General features: G+C 60.8%; 19 protein-coding genes. 10 read left to right on the plus strand and 9 right to left on the minus strand.

Features of this window, described 5'->3' with window-relative positions:
* The first annotated feature begins 41 nt into the window (after nucleotides 1–41).
* The 5 genes from LOL23_RS03250 (at nucleotide 42) to LOL23_RS03270 (ending at nucleotide 5,465) form a co-directional block, all read left to right on the plus strand.
* Complete coding sequence (locus LOL23_RS03250) at nucleotides 42–596, plus strand: hemerythrin domain-containing protein (protein WP_160981665.1); 555 nt, start codon at nucleotides 42–44, stop codon at nucleotides 594–596.
* 131 nt (nucleotides 597–727) lie between these two features.
* Entirely contained in the window at nucleotides 728–2,437 is a 1,710-nt protein-coding gene (locus LOL23_RS03255; RefSeq protein WP_237173147.1) for a methyl-accepting chemotaxis protein, read from the plus strand.
* A gap of 118 nt (nucleotides 2,438–2,555) precedes the next feature.
* A complete protein-coding gene (locus tag LOL23_RS03260) occupies nucleotides 2,556–3,554 on the plus strand; it encodes a TRAP transporter substrate-binding protein (RefSeq protein ID WP_160981669.1) in 999 nt (332 codons plus the stop codon).
* A gap of 94 nt (nucleotides 3,555–3,648) precedes the next feature.
* Nucleotides 3,649–4,191 carry a TRAP transporter small permease gene (locus LOL23_RS03265; protein ID WP_160981671.1) on the plus strand — a complete coding sequence of 181 codons (543 nt, stop codon included), beginning with the start codon at nucleotides 3,649–3,651 and terminating at the stop codon, nucleotides 4,189–4,191.
* Entirely contained in the window at nucleotides 4,188–5,465 is a 1,278-nt protein-coding gene (locus LOL23_RS03270; protein ID WP_160981673.1) for a TRAP transporter large permease, read from the plus strand. The genes LOL23_RS03265 and LOL23_RS03270 overlap by 4 nt, the downstream gene beginning before the upstream one ends.
* Before the next feature lie 49 nt (nucleotides 5,466–5,514).
* On the opposite strand, the gene LOL23_RS03275 is transcribed toward LOL23_RS03270, so the two are convergent.
* Nucleotides 5,515–6,606, minus strand: coding sequence for a tellurite resistance/C4-dicarboxylate transporter family protein (locus LOL23_RS03275; protein ID WP_305072115.1), 1,092 nt, complete (start codon nucleotides 6,604–6,606; stop codon nucleotides 5,515–5,517).
* 108 nt (nucleotides 6,607–6,714) lie between these two features.
* Between LOL23_RS03275 and prfB the strand changes: the two genes are divergently transcribed.
* The 3 genes from prfB (at nucleotide 6,715) to lysS (ending at nucleotide 10,110) form a co-directional block, all read left to right on the plus strand.
* A protein-coding gene (gene prfB, locus LOL23_RS03280) for a peptide chain release factor 2 (protein ID WP_202411809.1) occupies nucleotides 6,715–7,819 on the plus strand; the annotation gives its coding sequence in 2 pieces (ribosomal slippage) (nucleotides 6,715–6,795 and nucleotides 6,797–7,819; 1,104 coding nt in all).
* Between the two features lie 2 nt (nucleotides 7,820–7,821).
* Nucleotides 7,822–8,577, plus strand: coding sequence for an SDR family oxidoreductase (locus LOL23_RS03285; protein WP_160981677.1), 756 nt, complete (start codon nucleotides 7,822–7,824; stop codon nucleotides 8,575–8,577).
* A 12-nt stretch (nucleotides 8,578–8,589) separates the two neighbouring features.
* Complete coding sequence (gene lysS / locus LOL23_RS03290; protein WP_160981679.1) at nucleotides 8,590–10,110, plus strand: lysine--tRNA ligase; 1,521 nt, start codon at nucleotides 8,590–8,592, stop codon at nucleotides 10,108–10,110.
* Nucleotides 10,111–10,247: 137 nt separating this feature from the next.
* Here the strand turns inward: lysS and LOL23_RS03295 are convergent, their stop codons facing one another.
* The 7 genes from LOL23_RS03295 to uvrB form a co-directional block, all read right to left on the minus strand.
* Nucleotides 10,248–11,132, minus strand: coding sequence for a methylglyoxal synthase (locus tag LOL23_RS03295; RefSeq protein WP_160981681.1), 885 nt, complete (start codon nucleotides 11,130–11,132; stop codon nucleotides 10,248–10,250).
* 81 nt (nucleotides 11,133–11,213) lie between these two features.
* Entirely contained in the window at nucleotides 11,214–11,537 is a 324-nt protein-coding gene (gene iscA, locus LOL23_RS03300) for an iron-sulfur cluster assembly protein IscA (protein ID WP_160981683.1), read from the minus strand.
* A 2-nt stretch (nucleotides 11,538–11,539) separates the two neighbouring features.
* Nucleotides 11,540–11,908, minus strand: a complete 369-nt coding sequence (locus tag LOL23_RS03305) for an iron-sulfur cluster assembly scaffold protein (RefSeq protein ID WP_237173199.1) — start codon at nucleotides 11,906–11,908, stop codon at nucleotides 11,540–11,542.
* A 43-nt stretch (nucleotides 11,909–11,951) separates the two neighbouring features.
* Complete coding sequence (locus LOL23_RS03310; RefSeq protein ID WP_237173149.1) at nucleotides 11,952–13,163, minus strand: IscS subfamily cysteine desulfurase; 1,212 nt, start codon at nucleotides 13,161–13,163, stop codon at nucleotides 11,952–11,954.
* A 22-nt stretch (nucleotides 13,164–13,185) separates the two neighbouring features.
* Nucleotides 13,186–13,692 (minus strand): Fe-S cluster assembly transcriptional regulator IscR, encoded by a 507-nt coding sequence (gene iscR / locus LOL23_RS03315; RefSeq protein ID WP_160981689.1) that lies wholly within the window; start codon nucleotides 13,690–13,692, stop codon nucleotides 13,186–13,188.
* Between the two features lie 210 nt (nucleotides 13,693–13,902).
* A complete protein-coding gene (locus LOL23_RS03320; protein ID WP_160981937.1) occupies nucleotides 13,903–14,394 on the minus strand; it encodes a low molecular weight protein-tyrosine-phosphatase in 492 nt (163 codons plus the stop codon).
* A gap of 427 nt (nucleotides 14,395–14,821) precedes the next feature.
* A complete protein-coding gene (gene uvrB / locus LOL23_RS03325; RefSeq protein WP_160981691.1) occupies nucleotides 14,822–16,843 on the minus strand; it encodes an excinuclease ABC subunit UvrB in 2,022 nt (673 codons plus the stop codon).
* Nucleotides 16,844–17,050: 207 nt separating this feature from the next.
* On the opposite strand from uvrB, the gene LOL23_RS03330 reads away from it, so the two are divergent.
* A complete protein-coding gene (locus LOL23_RS03330) occupies nucleotides 17,051–18,250 on the plus strand; it encodes an amino acid aminotransferase (RefSeq protein ID WP_237173150.1) in 1,200 nt (399 codons plus the stop codon).
* Between the two features lie 115 nt (nucleotides 18,251–18,365).
* A complete protein-coding gene (gene lexA, locus LOL23_RS03335) occupies nucleotides 18,366–19,022 on the plus strand; it encodes a transcriptional repressor LexA (protein ID WP_237173151.1) in 657 nt (218 codons plus the stop codon).
* Between the two features lie 209 nt (nucleotides 19,023–19,231).
* Here lexA and lon read toward each other — a convergent pair whose 3' ends face one another.
* Nucleotides 19,232–21,700, minus strand: a complete 2,469-nt coding sequence (gene lon / locus LOL23_RS03340) for an endopeptidase La (protein ID WP_160981696.1) — start codon at nucleotides 21,698–21,700, stop codon at nucleotides 19,232–19,234.
* Nucleotides 21,701–21,815 lie beyond the last annotated feature (115 nt).

Consider the following 21,815-nt stretch of genomic DNA (forward strand, 5'->3'; position numbering starts at 1 on the left):
CAAGGCGGGCCCTATATACCCATTCAAAGGAGCCAGCCAGCATGAGTACCGCATTTCCCGGTTTCGAAGGCCCCTCAGCCAGTACCGAAGCACCACTCGAGATGCTGGCCGCCTGTCATGCGCGCATCCGACGCCAGTGCGCCACACTGGCACGCCTGGCCGCGCACCTGCCCACGCACGGTAGCGACGAACAGGCGCGCAGCGCCGCGTCTGGCATCCTGCGCTACTTCGACACGGCGGCCGTACATCACCACGCCGACGAGGAACAAGACCTTTTCCCAGCGTTGATCGAATCCATGGCTGGTTCCGACGCGGTATGCATCCGCAACCTGGTGGCGGGGCTGGCGGCGGAACATCATGACATGGAAGCCCGGTGGCAACAGCTGCGCAAGATTCTGCAACGTATTGCAGCCGGCGAACCCGCTGAGCTCTCCGACGAGACTGTGACTTCCTTCACACAGGCCTACGCCCGCCACATGCAGATCGAAGAAGATGAAGTACTGCCTATGGCGACCCGCCTGCTCTCGGACTCGCAGATCGACCGCATCGGCCGCGCTATGCGCGAGCGCCGCGGCATCACCGACGCCATAATCTGAAGGGGCCGCCAACCTGCGACACCTGGAACCGCCGCACCGCTTCACATAGTTGTAATCATAGTTTGCAACAATCACGCCGGCCCGAGCATGTCCGCAGCCCTTCATGCTCAGATTTCCCCGTGGCATGTGCAATGCGTTTCCAGATCACCCTCAAGAAGAGTTTTGTTGTCTTTCTCTGCATCCTGGCCATACTGACAACCCTGGTCGCCGTCGCGCTCACACACCTCACCGGCACCATCGCCACGCTCAAGCGCATCGAGCAGCAACGCTACCAACTGACCGTTCTCGCGGCAGACTACAAATCCGCCATTCAAGCAATGTCCCGCAATGTCATGGCATTCGTGGCCAGTGAGCAGCCTGAATTCCAGGAACGCTACGAGAAACTGCATCAGGTCTTGCGCGGCGACATGCGCACCGAAAACCATTCACCAAATAGTGCGCAATCGGCCATGCTGGCGCGCTTTCGCCACGCTGGCGCCACCGCCACGGAATTGGCGGGCCTGGAAACGGTAGACACACTGCTGGCCGAACGCATCAAGACCGAAATCGAGGCCATCAGCACAGCGAGTGGCCAGTTCGACGACGGCCAAGGTGGGATACGCGTGGCGCTGCCCAATGCGCTGATGGCAAAAGTAATGATTTTCGGGCAGCACTATACCGAAGCCTCCCTGGCCATCGACCAGGCCATTGACAAGGTCAATGCCGCACAAGCACAGCGATTGACGAATCAAGTCGAGGCTGCCAGCGCTGCCAGCACAGACGCCTACCGTATCGCCATGGCGGCCATTATTGCCCTGCTTGCCTTCAGCGCGCTCGCCCTGTGGCGGCTGTATCGCTCCATCAAGGCACCGCTCGACCAGGGTGTGCTGCTGGCCCAGCAGCTGGCACAAGGCCACCTGGGCGCATGCGCAGACGCCGCACGCAGCGACGAGCTGGGCAAACTGCTGCAGGCACTGAATGGTGTGGGCATCGGCCTGCGCCGCGCCGTCACCGAAGTGCGCGACCGCGCGGCACGCATTGCTCAAGCCTCGCATGCTATTTCAGACGGCAATCTCGAACTCTCGCAACGCACCGATATACAGGCGGCAAACCTGCAGGCTTCGGCGGCAAGCCTGGAGCAGCTCTCCGTTGCCACTGCCCGCAACGCCGAGCATGTCGCCCGCTCCATGGATCTCGTGAAACAGGCAACGCGCAATGCGGACGACAGCGGCCAGATCGTGCAGCGGGCTGTGGCCGCCATGCGGCAGGTTCGCCAGGACACCCGCCGCATTGCAGACATTACCGGGCTGATCGACCATATTGCCTTCAACACCAATATTCTGGCCCTGAATGCCGCTGTCGAGGCCGCGCGCGCGGGCATGCATGGCAAAGGGTTTGCGGTCGTGGCAGCAGAAGTGCGCAGCCTGGCTGCCCGCTCGCGCGACGCAGCCCATGAAATCCGCACACTTATCGACGAGTCGGTCAAGACACTGGACGCCGGCGCCAACCTGGTCGACGACGCTGGCAGTGCCATGCAGGGCGTGGTGGGTTCCGTGCAGCAAGTGAGCACGATTATGGGCGAGATTACACAGGCCTCTGCTGAACAAGCCGAAGGCATCCGGCAAGTGAGCGATATGGCTGCAGGCCTGGATGCTATTACACATAAAAACCTGCTTATGGTGCACGAAGCAGCCAAGGCTACGCTGGCGCAACAGCGCGAGGCGGATGGTTTGCTGGCCAGCCTGTCGCACTTCACGCTCGAACCCGCCCGCATCACCACGGCGCCTCACGCGAACCGCCGCATGCGGGCCGCGCGCCGCCACGCGACCGCCCTTGCCGCACATGGGGGAAACACGCTTTGACACATCTCGCCCACCCCGCTACATTTAACCAGCGGTAACGCGCGTCGACCTACCCGGGCAACGCACAACAAACATGTAGGCCAGCCTCCCAGAGCGGCTCGACAAAGGAGACAAAAATATGAAAATCATCTCGGTAGCAAGCATATTGAGTGTGGCGGTCGCATTGACATTTGGCGCGCCCGCCGCCGCCCAGAGCCCCATTGTCATCAAGTTCAGTCACGTGGTGGCCGCCAAAACGCCCAAGGGCCAGGGTGCGCTCAAGTTCAAAGAAGTTGCCGAGAAGCTGCTGCCCGGCAAGGTAGAAGTGCAGGTGTTTCCCAATTCGCAGCTGTTCGGCGATGCCAAAGAAATGGAAGCCCTGCTGTTGGGCGATGTCCACTTGATCGCGCCATCGCTATCCAAGTTCGACCGCTACACCAAAAAGCTGCAATTGTTCGATCTGCCTTTCTTGTTCGACGATGAGGCCGCGGTAGACCGCTTCCAGCAAAGCGAGGCCGGCCAAGCGCTGCTCGACGCCATGAAGAACCGGGGGCTCAAGGGTCTGGCGTACTGGCACAACGGCTTGAAGCAGCTTTCCACCAACCGCGACAAGCTCGAGCGGCCTGAAGATGTCAAAGGCCTCAAGTTCCGCATCCAGGCCTCCGATGTGCTCGAGGCACAGTTCCGCCAGTTGGGCGCAAACCCGCAAAAGCTCGCCTTCAGCGAGGTCTATCAGGCCTTGCAGACCGGCGTGGTCGACGGCCAGGAAAACACCTGGTCCAACATCTATTCCCAGAAGTTCTACGAGGTCCAGAAAACCATTGCCAACACCAACCATGGTGTGATCGACTACATGGTCGTCACCAACGCCAAGTGGTGGGACGGCCTGCCGGAAGACATCCGCAAGGGGCTGACACAGGCCATGAAAGAAGCCACCGTCTACGCCAACGGAGAAGCCGCCAAGCTGAACAAAGAAGACCGCCAGCGTATCATCGATGCCAAGAAAGCGAAGGTACAGGTACTCAGCAAGGACGACGTAGCCGCATGGCGCAAGGCCATGGAGCCCGTGTGGAAGAAGTTTGAAGGCGATATCGGCAAAGACCTGATCGACGCCGCCCAGAAAGCAAACCAATCCTGAACCGCGCAACGCGCATGTCAATGCGGCACGCCGCGCCCATGGCCACCCGTGGGCGTGACGGCCGCGCGCCTATTCCATGCTTCAGGAGCCTCGCATGAAACCTCGCTGGCACGAGCGGCTTGAAGAGTGGCTGCTCGCCACGCTTCTGGCGGTCATGACCCTCATTACCTTCGCCCAGGTTGTGGCCCGGTATGTTTTCAACTACAGCTATGTTTGGGCGCTCGAACTGGCCACCTTTATCTTTGGCGGGCTTATTTTCCTGGGCATCTCTTATGGCGTGCGCGTCAGCGCCCATATCGGCGTGGATGCCCTGGTGAAGCTGCTGCCTCCTCGCACTGCCCGTGCCGTAGCCATTGTCGCCACACTGCTATGCCTCGTCTACGCACTCATTGTTTTCTATGGAGGCTGGGTCTACGTCAGCAAAATGTACGACATCGGCATCCTTGCGCAAGACATACCCATCCCGCAATGGGTGCCGCGCCTGGTCATGCCGGTGGGTTTTGCGCTGCTGCTGCTGCGCCTGCTGGGCATCCTGCGCGACCTGCTGCGCGGCAAGCGTTCACGCTTGCTTGGTGATGAGGCCGAAGAGGCCCTCAAGCACCGCACCGACATCCCCGCCGATGGAGAACAGCCATGACCACACTCGGCCTTTTCATCATGCTGTTCGTCTTCATGTTCATCGGCATGCCGGTGGCGGTGGCGCTCGGCCTGTCCTCGTTGCTTACCATCTTCCTGTTTGGCACCGACTCACTTGCGTCACTCGCACTCAAGATGTACGAAACGTCCGAGCACTTTACGCTGATGGCGATTCCGTTTTTCATCCTGGCGGGGGCATTCATGACGACCGGCGGCGTCGCACGGCGTATGATCCGTTTCGCTGTCGCAACGGTTGGGCATTTCCACGGCGGGCTGGCCATCGCATCGGTGATGGCCTGCTGCCTGTTCGCGGCGGTGTCCGGGTCGTCGCCCGCCACCGTTGTGGCAGTGGGCTCCATCGTCATTGCAGGCATGGTGCGTTCCGGCTACCCCTTGCCTTTCGCGGCAGGCGTGATCTGCAATGCCGGTACGCTGGGCATATTGATCCCGCCGTCCATCGTGATGGTGGTCTATGGTGCCGCCACCGAAACTTCGGTTGGCAGGCTGTTCATGGCAGGCGTGGTGCCCGGTCTGTTGCTGGGCCTGTTGTTGATGGTCGCCATTTACGTGATTGCCCGCATCAAAAACTTCCCACGGCAGCCGCGCGCGTCGCTGCGCGAAGTCGTGGCGGCGGGCCGCGACTCGATCTGGGGCCTGCTGCTCATCGTCATCATCCTGGGCGGGATCTACGGCGGCGTTTTCACCCCGACTGAAGCGGCGGCTGTGTCCGCCGTCTATGCATTCTTTGTCGCCGTATTCGTGTATCGCGACATCAAGCTGACCCAAACGCCCGACGTGCTGATGGACGCGGCCAAGGTGACCATCATGCTGATGTTCATCATCGTCAACGCGCTGCTGTTCGCCCACGTGCTCACGACCGAGCGTATCCCGCAGGCAATCGCGGAACAGATCGTGGCCTGGAACATGGCGCCCTGGCAGTTCCTGATCGTGGTCAACCTGCTCTTGCTGGTGGCGGGCATGTTCATGGAGCCAACCGGCATCATCCTGATCCTGGCCCCTATTCTGTTTCCCATCGCTATGGAACTGGGCATAGACCCTGTTCACTTGGGCGTCATGATTGTGGTCAACCTGGAGATAGGCATGGTGACACCACCCATTGGACTGAACCTGTTCGTCACGGCTGGGATTACACGCATGACGATAGGCCAGGTGGTGCGCGCCGCGTCGCCGTGGCTGATTCTGTTGCTGGGCTTCCTTGTGCTAATTACCTATGTGCCGCAGGTTTCGTTGTGGCTGCCAAATCTGCTCGAATAGCGTTGCTACTGCCAGGGGTCACAACCCCTGGCAGTGCAAAAAGGCCCCGCTATAGCGCAGACCCGGGCCGACGCAGCAACCGCCATACCAAGCCACCGAAAGCAGCTGCCCACGCCACGCAAGCCAGTACGAAAAACACCCGCGCCAAGGGCTGCAAAAATGCAAACCCCATCACAGCCTGTAATTCGAAGGTCGCCGCCGCATACATACCAAGCGGAAACACGGCCCCCCAGTAAAGTGGGTCATAGTGCAAGGGATAGCGCTGCCAGATGTAGCGCCACACACTGAGGATGAGCAGCATCGGAATCCACCACGTCCCACTTGCCCAATAAAAAATGGTGAAGCCCTTGATGAACGGCAGCAGCGACACCAGATAGGGTGCGCTGTCGTCGGCGTGACCTACCAACAGCGAGCCGGCCAGTGTGGAGATGGCCATAGCCCCCATATTTATCCAGTATGGCGGTGTGAGGTCGGCCGGCGAGAAACTGAAAAACGTGTAGCGGTAGAAAATCAGCGTCATCGTCCAGATGTACAACATGCCGCCCCATAGCCACATCGACAGCGCCAGGAAATTCAGCTCCAACCGCACCGGCTGCGCCAGGGTGCCCGACAGCAGTGAACTGGCCACCGCAATGGCCTGCGTGGCGACAATGGCCAGCAGCCAGGCACCGCTGAGCCCTTTGTCGAGCGCGGGTTTTTCACGTTTGATGGTAAATGCGGCAAAAACGGCGTAGGTAAGGAATGCCCAGAGCGTGAGTGCAACCGCCCAGAGCACCTGCCCCAGATACATATCACGCGCCAGTACCATATACTGGCTGCCCAGCACGGCGCAGGCAGCCACCGTAGTGAAAAAACCAGGGCCGCGCCCGTGGTCGAACATATCACCGAAAAAAGCCCGCGGATGGCGCAACATACGCAGGACGGACAGCACGCAGAGCGCCACGAACAACGCGTTGTTGAGCAGGAACAGCGCGTGCGCAATGATGCCGTGGCCCAGCATGTGCGCGGCAAGGGACACGATGCCGGTTGCCATGACCATGCCGAAATTCGCGGGCGACATGTTCGCCAGCCCCGCTCCAGGCCCCCCATTGCTGGCAGTGTTGGTGGCGGGTTCGGGGTGGCTGGCAGCGGTACTTGGCATGGCGGCGAACGTATTGGCGCGGCGGTTGGTCAAGTGCGCATTCTAGCCCCGCCCGCAACGGGTTAAAATACTGGGTTAACCAAAAGTACTTATCTTCAGGAACTCACCATGGAAGCAGAACGCCAGAACCTACTCGCCGCGCACCTTGACGACTACGCCGAGCGCCAGGCCTTGCTCCGGAGGTATCTTTGACTACGATGCCAAGGCTGAACGCTTGCACGTCGTAAACGCCGAGCTCGAAAGCCCCGACGTCTGGAACGACCCTAAGCATGCCCAGGATCTCGGGCGCGAAAAGAAAAGCCTGGACACCATTGTTGGCACCCTGACAGGCATCGCCGACGGGCTCGCCGATGCGCGCGACCTGTTCGAACTGGCCGCCGCCGAGAACGACGACGCCACCTTGCTGGCTGTCGAAGCGGACGTAGACCGCATCCGGGAAGAGCTCGAAGCACTCGAGTTCCGCCGTATGTTCTCCAACCCCGCCGACCCGCTCAACTGCTTCATCGACATCCAGGCTGGCGCCGGCGGCACCGAGGCACAAGACTGGGCATCCATGCTGCTGCGCCAGTACCTTAGGTATTGCGAGCGCAAAGATTTCAAGACCGAAATACTCGAAGAGTCCGAGGGCGAAGTCGCCGGCATCAAGTCGGCCACGCTCAAAGTCGAAGGCGACCACGCTTTCGGCTTCCTGCGTACCGAAACCGGCATACACCGCCTGGTGCGCAAAAGCCCCTTCGACTCCTCCAACGGCCGCCACACTTCCTTCGCCAGCGTATTTGTCTACCCCGAAGTCGACGACTCCTTCGAGGTCGACGTAAACCCCGCTGACCTGCGCGTGGACACCTACCGCGCCAGTGGCGCGGGCGGCCAGCACATCAACAAGACAGACTCCGCCGTGCGTATCACGCACATACCCACCGGCATCGTCGTACAGTGCCAGAATGATCGCTCCCAGCACCGCAACCGCGCCGAAGCCATGCAGATGCTCAAGTCGCGCCTGTACGAAAAAGAAATGCGCGAACGCATGGCCGAGCAGCAAAAAATGGAAGACGCCAAGACTGACGTGGGCTGGGGCCATCAAATCCGCTCCTACGTGCTGGACCAGAGCCGCATCAAAGACCTGCGCACCAACGTCGAGATCTCCAACACCCAGAAGGTACTCGATGGCGACCTCGATGCCTTTATCGAAGCCAGCCTGAAACAAGGGGTATAGCTATGCAAGCGACCACCGTGGCGATCGTCACCGGCGCCTCGCGAGGCCTGGGCCAAGCCCTGGCCCGCGGGCTGCTGGCACGCGACACCTGGCTGCTTACCATTGCCCGCACGCACGACGCCGAGCTGGCCGCGCAAGCCGAGCAGGCCGGCGCCAGCTTGCAACAAGTGCAGTGCGATCTGGCCAACCCCGCCGCCACAGAGCGCGTAGCCACGCAGATCGTCGCCAGCCTGCCCCCAGGCGCGCAGCGCTACCTGCTGATCAACAACGCTGGCACGGTCGAGCCGGTCGCCCAGGCTGATCACCTCACTCAAGCCGCGGCGATCACCGCCGCCTTCAGCCTGAACGTTACCAGCGTCATGCTGCTCACGGCAGCCTTCCTCCAAGCCGTCTCGCCGCAACAGCAAGCCGTGCGCCGCGTGCTCAACATCTCGTCGGGCGCAGGCCGCAGCCCGGTACCTGGCTGGGGGGTCTACTGCGCCACCAAAGCCGCACTCGACCTCTACACCCGCGTGCTGGCATCCGAAAACCACGGTGTGCAAGCGGTGGCGCTGGCGCCGGGCGTCATCGACACCGCCATGCAGCAAACCATCCGCGCCAGCGACCCGGCCGATTTCCCCAACCTACCCCGCTTCACGCAGCTGTACGAGCAAGGCCAACTGGCCAGCCCCCAAGACACCGCCGCCCGCATCCTGCGCTTTCTGGCCCGCGACGACTTCGGCGCCACCGTGCTCGACGACATCCGAAACTACGATTGAAACGCCTCACCCATGAATGATCCTACGCCCAACCTACCTGTCGCCGACGAAAACCACCTGATCGCCGAGCGGCGCGGCAAGCTTGCCCGCCTGCGCGAAGAAGGGGCAGCCTACCCCAACGATTTCCAGCCTGATGCACGCGCCGCCGATTTGCATGCCGAGTACGATGCGCAGGACAAGACCGAGGTGGAAGCCCAGAACCGGCGGGTGAAGGTAGCGGGCCGCATGATGCTCAAACGCGTCATGGGCAAGGCAAGCTTTGCCACGCTGCAAGACGGCTCGGGCCGCATCCAGGTTTTCCTCGACCGCACCCAACTGGGCGACGAGGCCTATGCCGCGTTCAAGGGCTGGGACATCGGCGACATCCTGGCGGTCGAAGGCACGATGTTCAAGACCAACAAGGGCGAGCTGTCAGTCCATGCCACGGCTATCCGCCTGCTGGCCAAATCCCTGCGGCCGCTGCCTGATAAATTTCACGGCTTGGCCGACCAAGAAATGCGCTACCGCCAGCGCTATGTCGATCTCATCATGACGGACGACACCCGCCGTACCTTCCTGGCCCGCAGTAAAACCATTTCCAGCCTGCGCAACTTCATGGTCAACGCCGGGTTCCTGGAAGTCGAAACGCCAATGCTGCACCCCATCCCAGGCGGTGCGGCAGCCAAGCCCTTCGTTACCCACCACAATGCGCTCGATATGGAAATGTTCCTGCGGATCGCGCCCGAGCTGTACCTCAAACGCCTGGTGGTAGGCGGATTCGAACGCGTATTCGAAGTCAACCGCAACTTCCGCAACGAAGGCGTCAGCCCGCGTCACAACCCAGAATTCACCATGATGGAGTTCTACGCGGCCTACACCGACTATCAATGGTTGATGAGCTATACCGAATCCCTGCTGCGCCAGGTTGCCATCGACGCAACCGGCAGCGCCGTGCTCACCTATCAGGGCGAAACACTAGACCTGTCCCAGCCTTTCGACCGTCTCACCATCGTGCAGGCCATACAGAAATACGCGCCCGGCTACACCGATGCGCAACTGCATGACGACACTTTCCTGCGCCAGGAACTGCGCCGCCTGGGCGCCGACGTCGACGGCCCCGTGCTGGGCCGTGCCGGCATGGGCGCCCTGCAGCTGGCGCTGTTCGAGGAAACCGCCGAAGCGAAGCTGTGGAACCCCACCTTCATCATCGACTACCCCGTCGAGGTCTCGCCGCTGGCCCGCGCCTCGGACAACGACCCCGGCATCACCGAACGCTTCGAGTTGTTCATGACGGGCCGCGAAATCGCCAACGGTTTCTCCGAACTCAACGACCCGGAAGACCAGGCCGCCCGCTTCCTGGCCCAGGCAGCCGCCAAAGACGCCGGCGACGAAGAAGCCATGTACTACGACGCCGACTACATCCGCGCCCTGGAATACGGCCTGCCACCCACCGGCGGCTGCGGCATCGGCATCGACCGCCTCGTCATGTTGCTCACTGACAGCCCCAGCATTCGCGACGTTATTCTCTTCCCGCACCTGCGCCGCGAAGACTGACCCGATACATGGATGCAAAGCGGCCCGCTCGAGATACGAGCGGGCCGTTTTATTTCAGTGAAGCGGCCGCATCAGGCCATCATTGCCGCCGCCCCTGAGCCGGCAGCGCGATCTGACGTTTGTGCCTCCTGGCCGTATCAGACCACCGTTGCCACCGCCCCAGCCCATTTGTGGGCCACAGCCGGCGACGCAATACAGCAGGCATGCTCGGTCACCACCCGGACTGCACGTTCCAGCAATTGAATATCCGCCTCATGTTGGCGTGCCACATGCGGATCTTCAAAGAAGATTACGCGCTGGCAACGGCGCTCCAGCACCAGGTCGGCAATCTGCGCGTCGCCGCCCAGCGGCCCGCTCAGAAATGGCTGTATCCATTGCTGCTCGGGCGGCCAGCCCCGCGACCAGGCTAGCTCATTCAGGCGGCTGCTGGTTGTGCCAGTACCCACCCGCCGTGCAAAACGCGACAGCAGGTCGAAGTGGCGGTCGGCGAACTCAACCATTTGCCCCTTGAGTGCATCGTGGGCAATCAAACCCAGCGTCTGGTTGGCGACCTCGAAGACATCCTTTACAGACGAATCAGGTGCCAAGCCGCGGCACAGGCGCTCGATTTCTATCCATTCGATCGCCCCCATCAGCGTGGACACGAACGGCCGGCCGTGTGTGATGCATTGGCGCTTGAGCGCCAATGCCTCAGGGAAGATGGACGAGGGATCAACCGGATCAATGAGATAGATGGCGCCGTCGAACGGCGGCTGGCCCTCGACGCCCTCGGTAACATGCGCCACCAGCTTCATCAGCCCGCCTTCCCGGCCATACGGGAAACGCACCAGCCCCGTATAGCCGCGCAACAGGCCGGAGCGTTCGATTGCGTCGTAGGTGCGGCCAACCGTATAGAGCGACGCACCCAGTTCGCGCACGCTGGGGGCGGAGCGCTCAAGCCATTTGAACAGCGCGGCGCCATAGGTTTCGTGATGCAAGCGATTGGCCGCCAAGCCAAACCGCAAAGGAGGATGGGACGTCATGAATGGGGAACCTGCATGCCAGACCGCGCCGCGTGGCGCGAACAAAGAGGAAAGGCGCGATGCACGCAACCAGCACGTGAATCAGACGGTGAACGACTCACCGCAGCCGCAAGAGGCTTTCTCGTTGGGATTGGTAAAGCGGAAGCCTTCGTTCAGCCCTTCGCGCGCGTAGTCGATCTCTGTGCCATCGATGAAGGGCAGGCTCTTGGGGTCGACGTAAAGCTTCACGCCATGCTGTTCGAACAGTAGATCCTGAGCGGCCGCCTCATCGACGAAATCCAGTTTATACGACAGGCCTGAACACCCAGTCAGCCGCACGCCCAGGCGCAGGCCAATGCCTCCACCCCGTTTCTCGAGGTGGCGCTGGACGTGGTCGGCGGCGCGTTGCGTAAGTGTAATAGCCATGATTAGTCCTGATGCTTTTCCCGGTAATTCTGGACCGCAGCCTTGATGGCGTTTTCGGCCAGGATGGAACAATGTAACTTAATGGGTGGCAGCGCCAGCGCCTGCGCGATTTCGGTATCGCGAATAGCGAGGGCCTGGTCGAGAGTTTTGCCCTTGAGCCAAACACTGGCCAGCGACCCCGCGGCAATGGTGCAACCGCAACCATACACCTTGAACCGTGTCTCTTTGATGATACCCGATTCATCGACCTGTATCTGCATGCGGGTAACACCGCCCGAAGCCGGCGACCCTGCCATGCCGGTGCCCACCCGTACATCGCTGTTGTCCAGCGTGCCCACATTGCGCGGATGCAGGTAGTGATCCTGCACCATGTCGCTGTATATCTTGTTGCTGCTGCTCACCCCGCCGCCCCCATCAGTGCGCAGCCCACTGGACCGCATTGAGATCCACGCCTTGCCGCGCCATTTCCCACAAGGGGGAGACCTCGCGCAACTGCGCAACCCGCTCAGTAATCACGCGCACGGCCAAGTCTACGTCTTCGGTGCGTGTGAAACGACCCAACGACAGGCGCAAAGAACTGTGCGCGAGTGCGTCGCTGCGGCCGATGGCCCGCAGCACATATGAAGGCTCGAGGCTGGCCGAGGTGCAGGCCGAGCCGCTGGACAGCGCCAGTTCGATCAGCGACATCATTAATGCCTCACCCTCGATGTAGTCGACGCTGACGTTGACATTGTGCGGCACACGACGTTCGGCGTGGCCATTAAGATAGAGATCGGGAATCTGCGAAAGACCGGCCCAAAGGCGATCTCGCAGGGCCACGATGCGAGCATTGTCCGCCTGCATTCCAAGCCCCGCCAGACGAAAGGCCTCACCCATGCCCACGATCTGGTGCGTCGCCAAGGTTCCCGACCGCATGCCGCGCTCATGGCCTCCACCGTGAATCTGCGCCGTCAAGCGCACACGTGGCTTGCGGCGCACATACAGCGCGCCTATGCCCTTGGGGCCATAGGTTTTGTGGGCAGAGAAGGACATCAGGTCGACATCCAGCGCCTGCAGGTCGATGGCAACCTTACCGGTGGCCTGGGCGGCATCGACATGAAACACCACCCCCGCTTCGCGGCACAGTGCCCCCAACGCGGCGATGTCCTGCACCACCCCGATCTCGTTGTTGACCAGCATGACCGAAGCCACAGTGGTATCCGGCCGCAATGCGGCGCGAAAGCGATCAGCATCGAGCAAGCCGTCTGGGCCGACCTCGAGCCAGGTAACCTCGAACCCTTGCCGTTCGAGCTCGCGGCAGGTATCCAATACAGCCTTGTGCTCGGTCGCCACGGTGACGATATGCTTGCCCCGCGCGCTGTTGGCCTGGGCCGCGCCCTTGATGGCTAGGTTGTCGGATTCGGTGGCGCCGGATGTCCAGACGATTTCACGCGGATCGGCATTGACCAGCCCGGCCACTTGGGCGCGAGCCGTTTCCACGGCCTCTTCCGCCTCCCATCCCCAGGCGTGCGTATTGGAGGCTGGGTTGCCGAAATGCGTAGTGATCCATGGGATCATTTTCTCGGCCACGCGCGGATCCACCGGCGTGGTGGCAGCGTAATCAAAATAGACGGGATGGCTGGCCATCGGCGTTGCTCCTGGAATGCGGCTATGCCCGCATGGGCCCCAGCACCGGCGCTTCCATCATGCGGCCGGCGGCGGCTGCGCGGGCCTGGTTGGCCTCTTGCAGTTGCCGCATGCGCTGCTGGTCGACGAGGTCTTGCAGGGACACGGAATCGAGATAATCAATCATTTTACGATTAAGACTGGCCCAGAGGTCATGTGTCATGCATTTACCCGTACCGCCGTTGCGGCCGATATTACAATTTTCCTTGCCGCCACAGCTGGTGGCATCCAGCGGCTCGTCGACCGCGAAAATAATGTCTGCCACTGTAATGTTGCGCGCCAGGCGGCCCAGCGAGTAGCCACCGCCTGGGCCCCGCATGCTGTCGACCAGTTCGTGCCGGCGCAACTTGCCGAACAATTGTTCAAGGTACGACAAGGAGATATTCTGGCGCTTGCTGATCGCCGCCAGCGTGACCGGGCCACTGTGCTGGCGCAGCGCCAAATCGATCATTGCAGTGACCGCGAAACGGCCTTTGGTTGTCAGTCGCATGGCTATGATTCCTTGCAGGACATTGGAAAAATGAATACGGCGCGCAGCCGATTTACCGCGCATGGCCACGGGCCCAAGCCAGCCCGAAACCATTTCCGACTAAATAACTCAAGTTTACCAAATTACCGACTGTTTTGCTAAGGAATTAGCCATGAAAAAACCGTGCCTGAGCACGGTTTTTTTGAGGTGCTATTTATATAGCGCGCCGCTTTATGCGGCCTGATACTGCAACGCGCGTTTGCGCACCAGCTCGAGTACGCCCTGACAGGCGTCTTCGAGGTAGTCGAGCACTTTGTTGAATGCCTCGGGGCCACCATAGTAGGGATCTGGCACCGTTGCTTCTTCGTACTCGTTTGAGAAACGCATGAGCAGCATCAGCTTATGCTGATAGATCTTGGGGCATTGCTGCTGCAATGCGGAAAGATTTTCCCAGTCCATGGCCAGGATAAGATCGAACTCGCGGAAGTCTTCGGCAGTAACCTGACGCGCCACGCAGTGGGACAACTCGTAACCGCGCTTGCGCCCGGCCGCTTGTGCGCGTGCGTCGGGGGCTTCCCCGATATGGAAGCCGTGGGTGCCCGCCGAATCTACGCCGATGACGCCAGAGAGGCCCGCCTCATCGACCATATGGCGGAAGACACCCTCTGCGCTCGGCGAGCGACAGATATTACCCATGCAAACGAAAAGTACCTTAGTCATAATAGGCGTGAGTGTGCGGGAAAACCCGCTGTATGGCAAGCATTTTTGCGTGCGGCAAAAGGCCCGCACTTTCCTGTTGACAATGCGTGAAAAGCCAAACGTACAAATGGTTTAGCGGCCACGAAAGCTGTGGCGGCGAACCGGTTTTCGCATCCGACTCGGTGTGCCGAGCCACAAATCATGCGGCGCAGCATAAATGCCGGGCAAACCCTGAAAGCCTTGAAGTGGTTATGGTAAACCCTAGGTCAGGCGAATGCAATAAAACTAATATAAGAATCCAGCAAAAGCTGTTACAGGACGATGAACTGCCATTTCAATTGTTGGCAATTTCCAACAATTGAGCACGAGGGGCAGCATGCGGCATGCCTGTGCGCGGCAAGATATCGCAAATCGGGCCGGTGGCCGGCTTCTGCCTGCCCACCCTAACGCCTTACGACATCAGGGCGCGCTCTTTGAGGCGATTGAGCGCATCACGCGCCGCAGCTGCCTGCTCAAATTCCAGGTTTCGGGCGTGATCCATCATCAAGGCGGTCAGCCGCTTGATCTCACGCGCGAGCGCCTTGTCATCACGCAGCACCTCGGCCGGGATATCATCGGCCGCGCTGGGCGCGGGAACAGCCATCACACCGTCGATCAGTTCGCGCACCGCCTTGCTGACACCACGCGCAGTGATACCGTGTTGCACGTTAAAGGCAAGCTGCTTGGTCCGCCGCCGTTCGGTTTCGTCCATGGCGCGACGCATTGAATCGGTGATGCGGTCGGCATACAGGATCGCGCGGCCATTCAGGTTGCGGGCCGCGCGCCCTATCGTCTGGATCAGGCTGCGCTCGGAACGCAGAAACCCTTCTTTGTCGGCATCGAGAATCGCGACCAGCGACACCTCGGGGATATCCAGGCCCTCGCGCAACAGGTTGATCCCCACCAACACATCGAACACACCCAGCCGCAAATCACGGATGATCTCCACACGCTCGACCGTATCGATGTCCGAATGCAGGTAGCGCACCTTCAGGCCGTTCTCTGAGAGGTAATCCGTGAGGTCTTCGGCCATGCGCTTGGTAAGCGTGGTGACCAGCACCCGATCACCTGCCTGAACACGCAGCCTGATCTCGCCCAGGAGGTCGTCCACCTGCGTCTGCGCCGGCCGCACTTCGACTTCGGGATCGACCAGGCCGGTGGGCCGCACCACCTGCTCCACCACATTGTCGGTGTGCTCCTTTTCATAGGCGGCCGGTGTCGCGGAGACAAATATACATTGACGCATCCGATGCTCGAATTCTTCAAGCTGCAGCGGCCGGTTATCCATGGCCGAAGGCAGGCGGAACCCAAATTGCACCAGTGTGGATTTGCGCGAACGGTCGCCCCGGTACATGGCGCTCAACTGCCCCATGGTGACATGGCTTTCATCGATAAACATCAGGGCATTGGCGGGCAGATAGTCGATCAGCGTGGGCGGCGGCTCGCCCGGCGCCGCACCCGACAAATGCCGCGAATAGTTTTCGATGCCCTTACAAAAGCCCAACTCCTGCAGCATCTCGAGATCAAAACGGGTGCGCTGCTCCAGGCGCTGGGCCTCGACCAACTTGTTGTCGGCCACCAACTGGGCAAGGCGCTCGCGCAGTTCCTGTTTGATCGTTTCGATCGCCCGCAGTACGGTTTCGCGCGGGGTCACATAATGCGAACTAGGGAACACAGTAAAGCGGGGCACGGCGTGCCGCACCTTGCCGGTAAGGGGATCGAACATATCCAGCGATTCGATTTCGTCGTCGAACATGGTGATGCGCAGCGCCAACTCGGCATGTTCTGCGGGGAATACGTCGACGACCTCGCCACGGGCACGAAAATGCCCGCGGGCAAACTCTACATCGTTGCGCTCGTATTGCATGGCAACCAGCCTGCCCAGGAGTTCCTGGCGGGGGATGCGGTCGCCCGTGCGCAAGGTAAGCACCATGGCGTGGTAGTCGCCCGGATTGCCGATTCCGTATATGCAGGACACCGTGCCGACGATCACCGTGTCCGGCCGTTCCAGCAGACTTTTGGTGGCAGACAGCCGCATCTGCTCGATATGCTCGTTGATGGACGAGTCTTTCTCGATGAACAAATCACGCGTCGGGACGTAGGCCTCGGGCTGGTAATAATCGTAGTACGACACGAAGTATTCCACTGCGTTGCGCGGGAAGAACTCGCGCATCTCGGCATACAACTGCGCGGCCAGCGTCTTGTTGGGTGCCAGCACGAGCGCCGGACGCCCGCAGCGCGCAATCACATTGGCCATGGTATAGGTCTTGCCAGAACCCGTGACGCCCAGCAACGTCTGATACATCAGGCCATCGTTGAGCCCCTCGACCAGAGCATCAATCGCGCCCGGCTGATCGCCCGCGGGCGGATAGGGTTGGTACAGCTTGAAAGGGCTGTCCGGGTATTCGATGAAACCGGGTGCGGGTGCGTTCATGCCTGAACCTGTAACACTGGACACTGTAAGGGTAAACCCCTTATTATCACATTATTGAAAAAAATTACTTCAAGCTTGCGCAGCAAGGGCTGGCGCGCCGCTCGATGCTTCACCGGCGGCAGCATGGCTCGCGCATTGTGCAGATAAACAACCCGGCTTCGGCCGGCCCGCATTGCCTCTCTCCCACTCTCAGCCCACATCCAAGCCATGACAACCCTTTTCGATTCCGTCGAACTCGCACCGCGCGACCCGATTCTCGGCCTCAACGAACAATATAACGCCGACACCCGTTCCAACAAGGTGAACCTCGGCGTTGGCGTGTACTACGATGACGAAGGCCGTATCCCCCTGCTGGCCGCGGTACGCAAGGCAGAAGAAGCCCGCGTCGCCGCCCATGCAGCGCGCGGCTACCTGCCCATCGAAGGCATCCCTGGCTACAACACCGGCGCACAAACATTGCTGCTGGGCAAGGATTCTCCCCTGCTGTCGTCCGGCCGCGTCCTGACAGCCCAGAGCCTGGGGGGCACCGGCGCACTCAAGATCGGCGCCGATTTCCTCAAGCGCCTGCTGCCCGCTTCCAAGGTCGTGATCAGCAACCCCAGTTGGGAAAACCACCGCGCGCTGTTCGAGGCCGCTGGTTTCACTGTCGAAACCTACCCCTACTACAACGCGGCCACCCACGGTCTGGATTTCGACGGCATGCTGGCCGCCCTGCGCGCACTGCCCGCGAAAACCATTGTTGTGCTCCATGCGTGCTGCCATAACCCCACCGGTGTCGATCCCACCTTCGCTCAGTGGGAACAAATCGCCGATGTCGTGCGTGAACACAATCTGGTTCCCTTCCTCGATATCGCCTACCAGGGCTTCGGCGACGGCCTGGAAGAAGACGCCGCCGTGGTTCGTATGTTCGCTCAGCGCGATGTCACCATGCTGGTCAGTTCTTCGTTCTCCAAGTCCTTTTCGCTATACGGCGAACGCGTCGGCGCCCTCACGCTCATCTGCTCCTCACGCGAAGAGTCCGTCCGCGTGCTCAGCCAGCTCAAGCGCGTCATCCGCACCAACTACTCCAACCCGCCCACCCATGGCGGCATGGTAGTGTCGTCGGTGCTGAATACGCCTGAGCTCTTTGCCTCATGGACACAAGAACTGGCCGGCATGCGCGACCGTATCCGCACCATGCGTGCGCAACTGGTCGAAAAACTCAAGGCCAACGGTGTGCAGCAAGACTTCAGCTTCGTGCTAGCCCAGCGTGGCATGTTCTCGTACTCCGGTCTCACGTCGCAGCAGGTCGACCGACTGCGCGACGAACACGGCGTATACGCTGTGGCCAGCGGCCGCATCTGCGTCGCCGCGCTCAACAGCCGCAACATCGACTACGTCGCCAAGTCCATCGCGGCAGTGCTGTAAGCACAACCGTTGCTCGCCGTGGCCGCGCCATCCGCGCCGGCCACGGCGCAGCCTTGATCTTTTCCCCGAATTGCTGCAGAATCCCTACCTGTATATAAATACAGTCAGGGTAGTCATGGCCATCAAACTCACCGCTCGCCAGCAGCAGATCCTCGATCTCATCCGCAGCGAAATCTCCCGTACCGGCTTCCCTCCTACCCGGGCCGAAATCGCCCGCGCGCTCGGCTTCAGGTCCGCCAATGCGGCCGAAGACCACCTCAAGGCTCTGGCCCGCAAGGGTGCCATCGAGCTCACCGCAGGCGCCTCCCGCGGCATTCGCCTGCTGGGCCTGGCTGGTGCCTCCCACCCAGCCGTCGCACCCGAGGCGCTGCCCGGTGCGGGGCAACTGCTCATTCCCATCGTTGGCCGCGTAGCCGCCGGCAACCCCATTCTTGCGGCGGAGCACGTCGAACGCGAAGTCGGCATCGAGCCCGCCCTGTTCACCCAAACGCCCGATTACCTCCTGCGCGTGCGCGGCGCCAGCATGCGCGACGTCGGCATCCTCGACGGCGACCTGCTCGCCGTGCGCAAGGCCCCCGAAGCTCGCAATGGCCAAATCGTCGTCGCACGCATCGGCGACGACGTCACCGTCAAGCGCTTTTCCCGCTCCGGCCAGCGCATCGAACTCCTACCCGAAAACCCCGATTTCCAACCGATTATCGTCACCCCCGACGACGACTTCACCCTCGAAGGCATCGCAGTAGGCCTGATTCGCAGTACACCTTTGCATTAAGGCCTGGGCACCACGCCGCAATACGACGGCGAGCACAAACACACCTTTCACTGTCGCTATCGTCGGCACATCAAACACAAACAAAAAAGGCTGCGCTTGTTCAGTACAGAGCCCAGCCTTTTTTGTTTAACCGCTCGGTTTACCAGACCAACGCGTGGCGTCAGCGCGGCAACCGGGACATACGTACCTCCCGGTTGCCGGCAACTGCATCAATGACGCAGGCCGTCGGCGTTGTCGCCCGATCCAGGCTTGGCGGTGGCCACCGCTTCGGCGGCCAGGCGCGCAACCTCTTCGTCTGACAGGGGCGTGGGCATGTTCTGCAACGCCACTTCGAGCACGCGGTCGATCCAGCGTACAGGGATGATCTCAAGGTGGTTCTTGACGTTATCCGGGATCTCGGCGAGATCCTTCACGTTTTCTTCCGGGATCATCACTGTCTTGATGCCACCGCGGTGCGCAGCCAGCAGCTTTTCCTTCAGGCCGCCAATACCCAGTACTTCACCGCGCAGGGTGATCTCGCCGGTCATGGCCACATCGGCCCGCACGGGTATGCCGGTAAGCGCGGACACCATGGCGGTGGTGATGGCGATACCCGCCGAAGGGCCGTCTTTAGGTGTGGCGCCCTCGGGGAAGTGCACGTGCAAGTCGCGCTTTTCGAATGCCGTGTTGGGGATGCCCCACTTCTGCGCACGCGCACGTACCACCGTGCGGGCCGCCTCGACGGACTCTTTCATGACATCGCCCAGCGAGCCGGTGCGCAGCACGACACCCTTACCGGGCATATCGGCAACTTCGATGGTGAGCAGATCGCCGCCAACCTCCGTCCAGGCCAGGCCTGTTACCTGACCGATCTTGTTTTCTTTCTCGGCATGACCGAAGCTGTAGCGACGCACGCCCAGAAAGTCGTTGAGGTTCTCAGCGGTCACCACCACTTGCTCGGCAACCTGCGCCGGCGCCGCCTTGGGCCCCTTGCCCGCGGCAACATTTTTGCCCAACTGCTGCTTGACAACCTTGCGGCAGATTTTGCTGATCTCGCGTTCGAGCGCGCGCACCCCCGCTTCGCGGGTGTAATAACGCACGATGTCGCGGATGGCCGGTTCCTGGATCTCGAGCTCGCCTTCCAGTACGCCGTTGTTCTTCATGAGCTTGGGCAGCAGGTGGTCAAAAGCGATATGAACCTTCTCGTCTTCGGTATAACCCGAGAGGCGAATAACCTCCATGCGGTCCAGCAGGGCCGGCGGAATGTTCAGCGTGTTGCTGGTTGCCACGAACATGACATCGGACAGGTCGAAGTCGACCTCGATGTAGTGATCCTGAAAGGTGTGGTTCTGTTCGGGATCAAGCACCTCAAGCAGGGCCGACGAGGGATCGCCGCGGAAATCCGCACCGATCTTGTCGATTTCGTCGAGCAGGAACAGCGGATTGCGCACTGCAACCTTGGACATGTTCTGCAGTATCTTGCCCGGCATGGAACCGATATAGGTGCGGCGGTGGCCACGGATCTCGGCCTCATCGCGCACGCCGCCCAGCGCCATGCGCACGAACTTGCGGTTTGTGGCACGGGCAATAGACTGGCCCAGCGACGTCTTGCCAACGCCCGGAGGGCCAACCAGACACAAAATAGGCGCTTTCAGCTTGTCGACACGTTGCTGCACGGCCAGGTATTCGACGATGCGTTCCTTGACCTTTTCAAGGCCGTAATGATCCGCGTCCAATACTTGCTCGGCATTGGAAATGGAGTTGTTGATGCGGCTCTTCTTGCGCCACGGCAGGCCGATGAGCGTATCGATGTAGTTGCGCACCACAGTCGCCTCGGCTGACATGGGCGACATGAGCTTGAGCTTCTTGAGTTCGGAATCGGCTTTCTTGCGTGCCTCTTTGGGCAGGTGGGCAGCCTCGATCTTCTTTTCGAGTTCCTCGATGTCGGCGCCCTCTTCGCCCTCGCCCAACTCCTTCTGGATGGCCTTGACTTGTTCGTTCAGGTAGTAGTCGCGCTGGCTCTTCTCCATCTGCTTCTTGACGCGGCCACGAATGCGCTTCTCGACCTGGAGGATGTCGATTTCGGATTCGAGCTGCGACAGCAGTTTTTCGAGCCGACCGGCGGTGCCGGTGACTTCGAGCATTTCCTGCTTCTGTTCGAGCTTGAGCGGCAGGTGCGCGGCAATGGTGTCGGCCAGGCGACCGGCGTCGTCGATGCCAGTGAGCGAGGTAAGGATTTCCTGAGGAATCTTTTTGTTGAGTTTGACGTATTGCTCGAATTGCGCCACCACGGCGCGGCGCAGGGCCTCGGACTCGGCGCCCTCGCCTTCTTCAGCCTCAATGGCGGTAACGACCGACATGAAATGCGTGTCAGCGTCGGTAACCTTCTGGATGCGGGCGCGCTGTACGCCCTCGACCAGCACTTTCACCGTGCCGTCGGGGAGCTTCAGCATCTGCAGGATGCTGGCCGCACAGCCGATTTCGTAGAGATCTTCAGGGCTGGGATCATCCTTGCCGGCAGACTTCTGCGCCACCAGCATAATGTTGTTGCCGGCTTCCATCGCCAACTCAAGGGCTTTGATGGAACGCGGACGACCAACAAACAACGGAATCACCATGTGCGGAAACACAACCACGTCGCGCAGGGGCAACAGTGGGAGTTCCGTAGGTTCGGCGGTGAGAATCTGGCTCGCAGACATAGTAATTTCCTTAAATTTTTACCTTGAGAAAAAAAGGGAAGCCGGGGCCTCCCTTTTCAGCTCTACCTGTAGGTATAAATGGTGGCGACTGCCAGGTTTTCAAGGTTAAGCATAC

Origin of the sequence: Paracandidimonas lactea (assembly GCF_021653995.1) — a bacterium.
GTDB classification, from domain to species: Bacteria; Pseudomonadota; Gammaproteobacteria; order Burkholderiales; family Burkholderiaceae_B; genus Allopusillimonas; species Allopusillimonas lactea.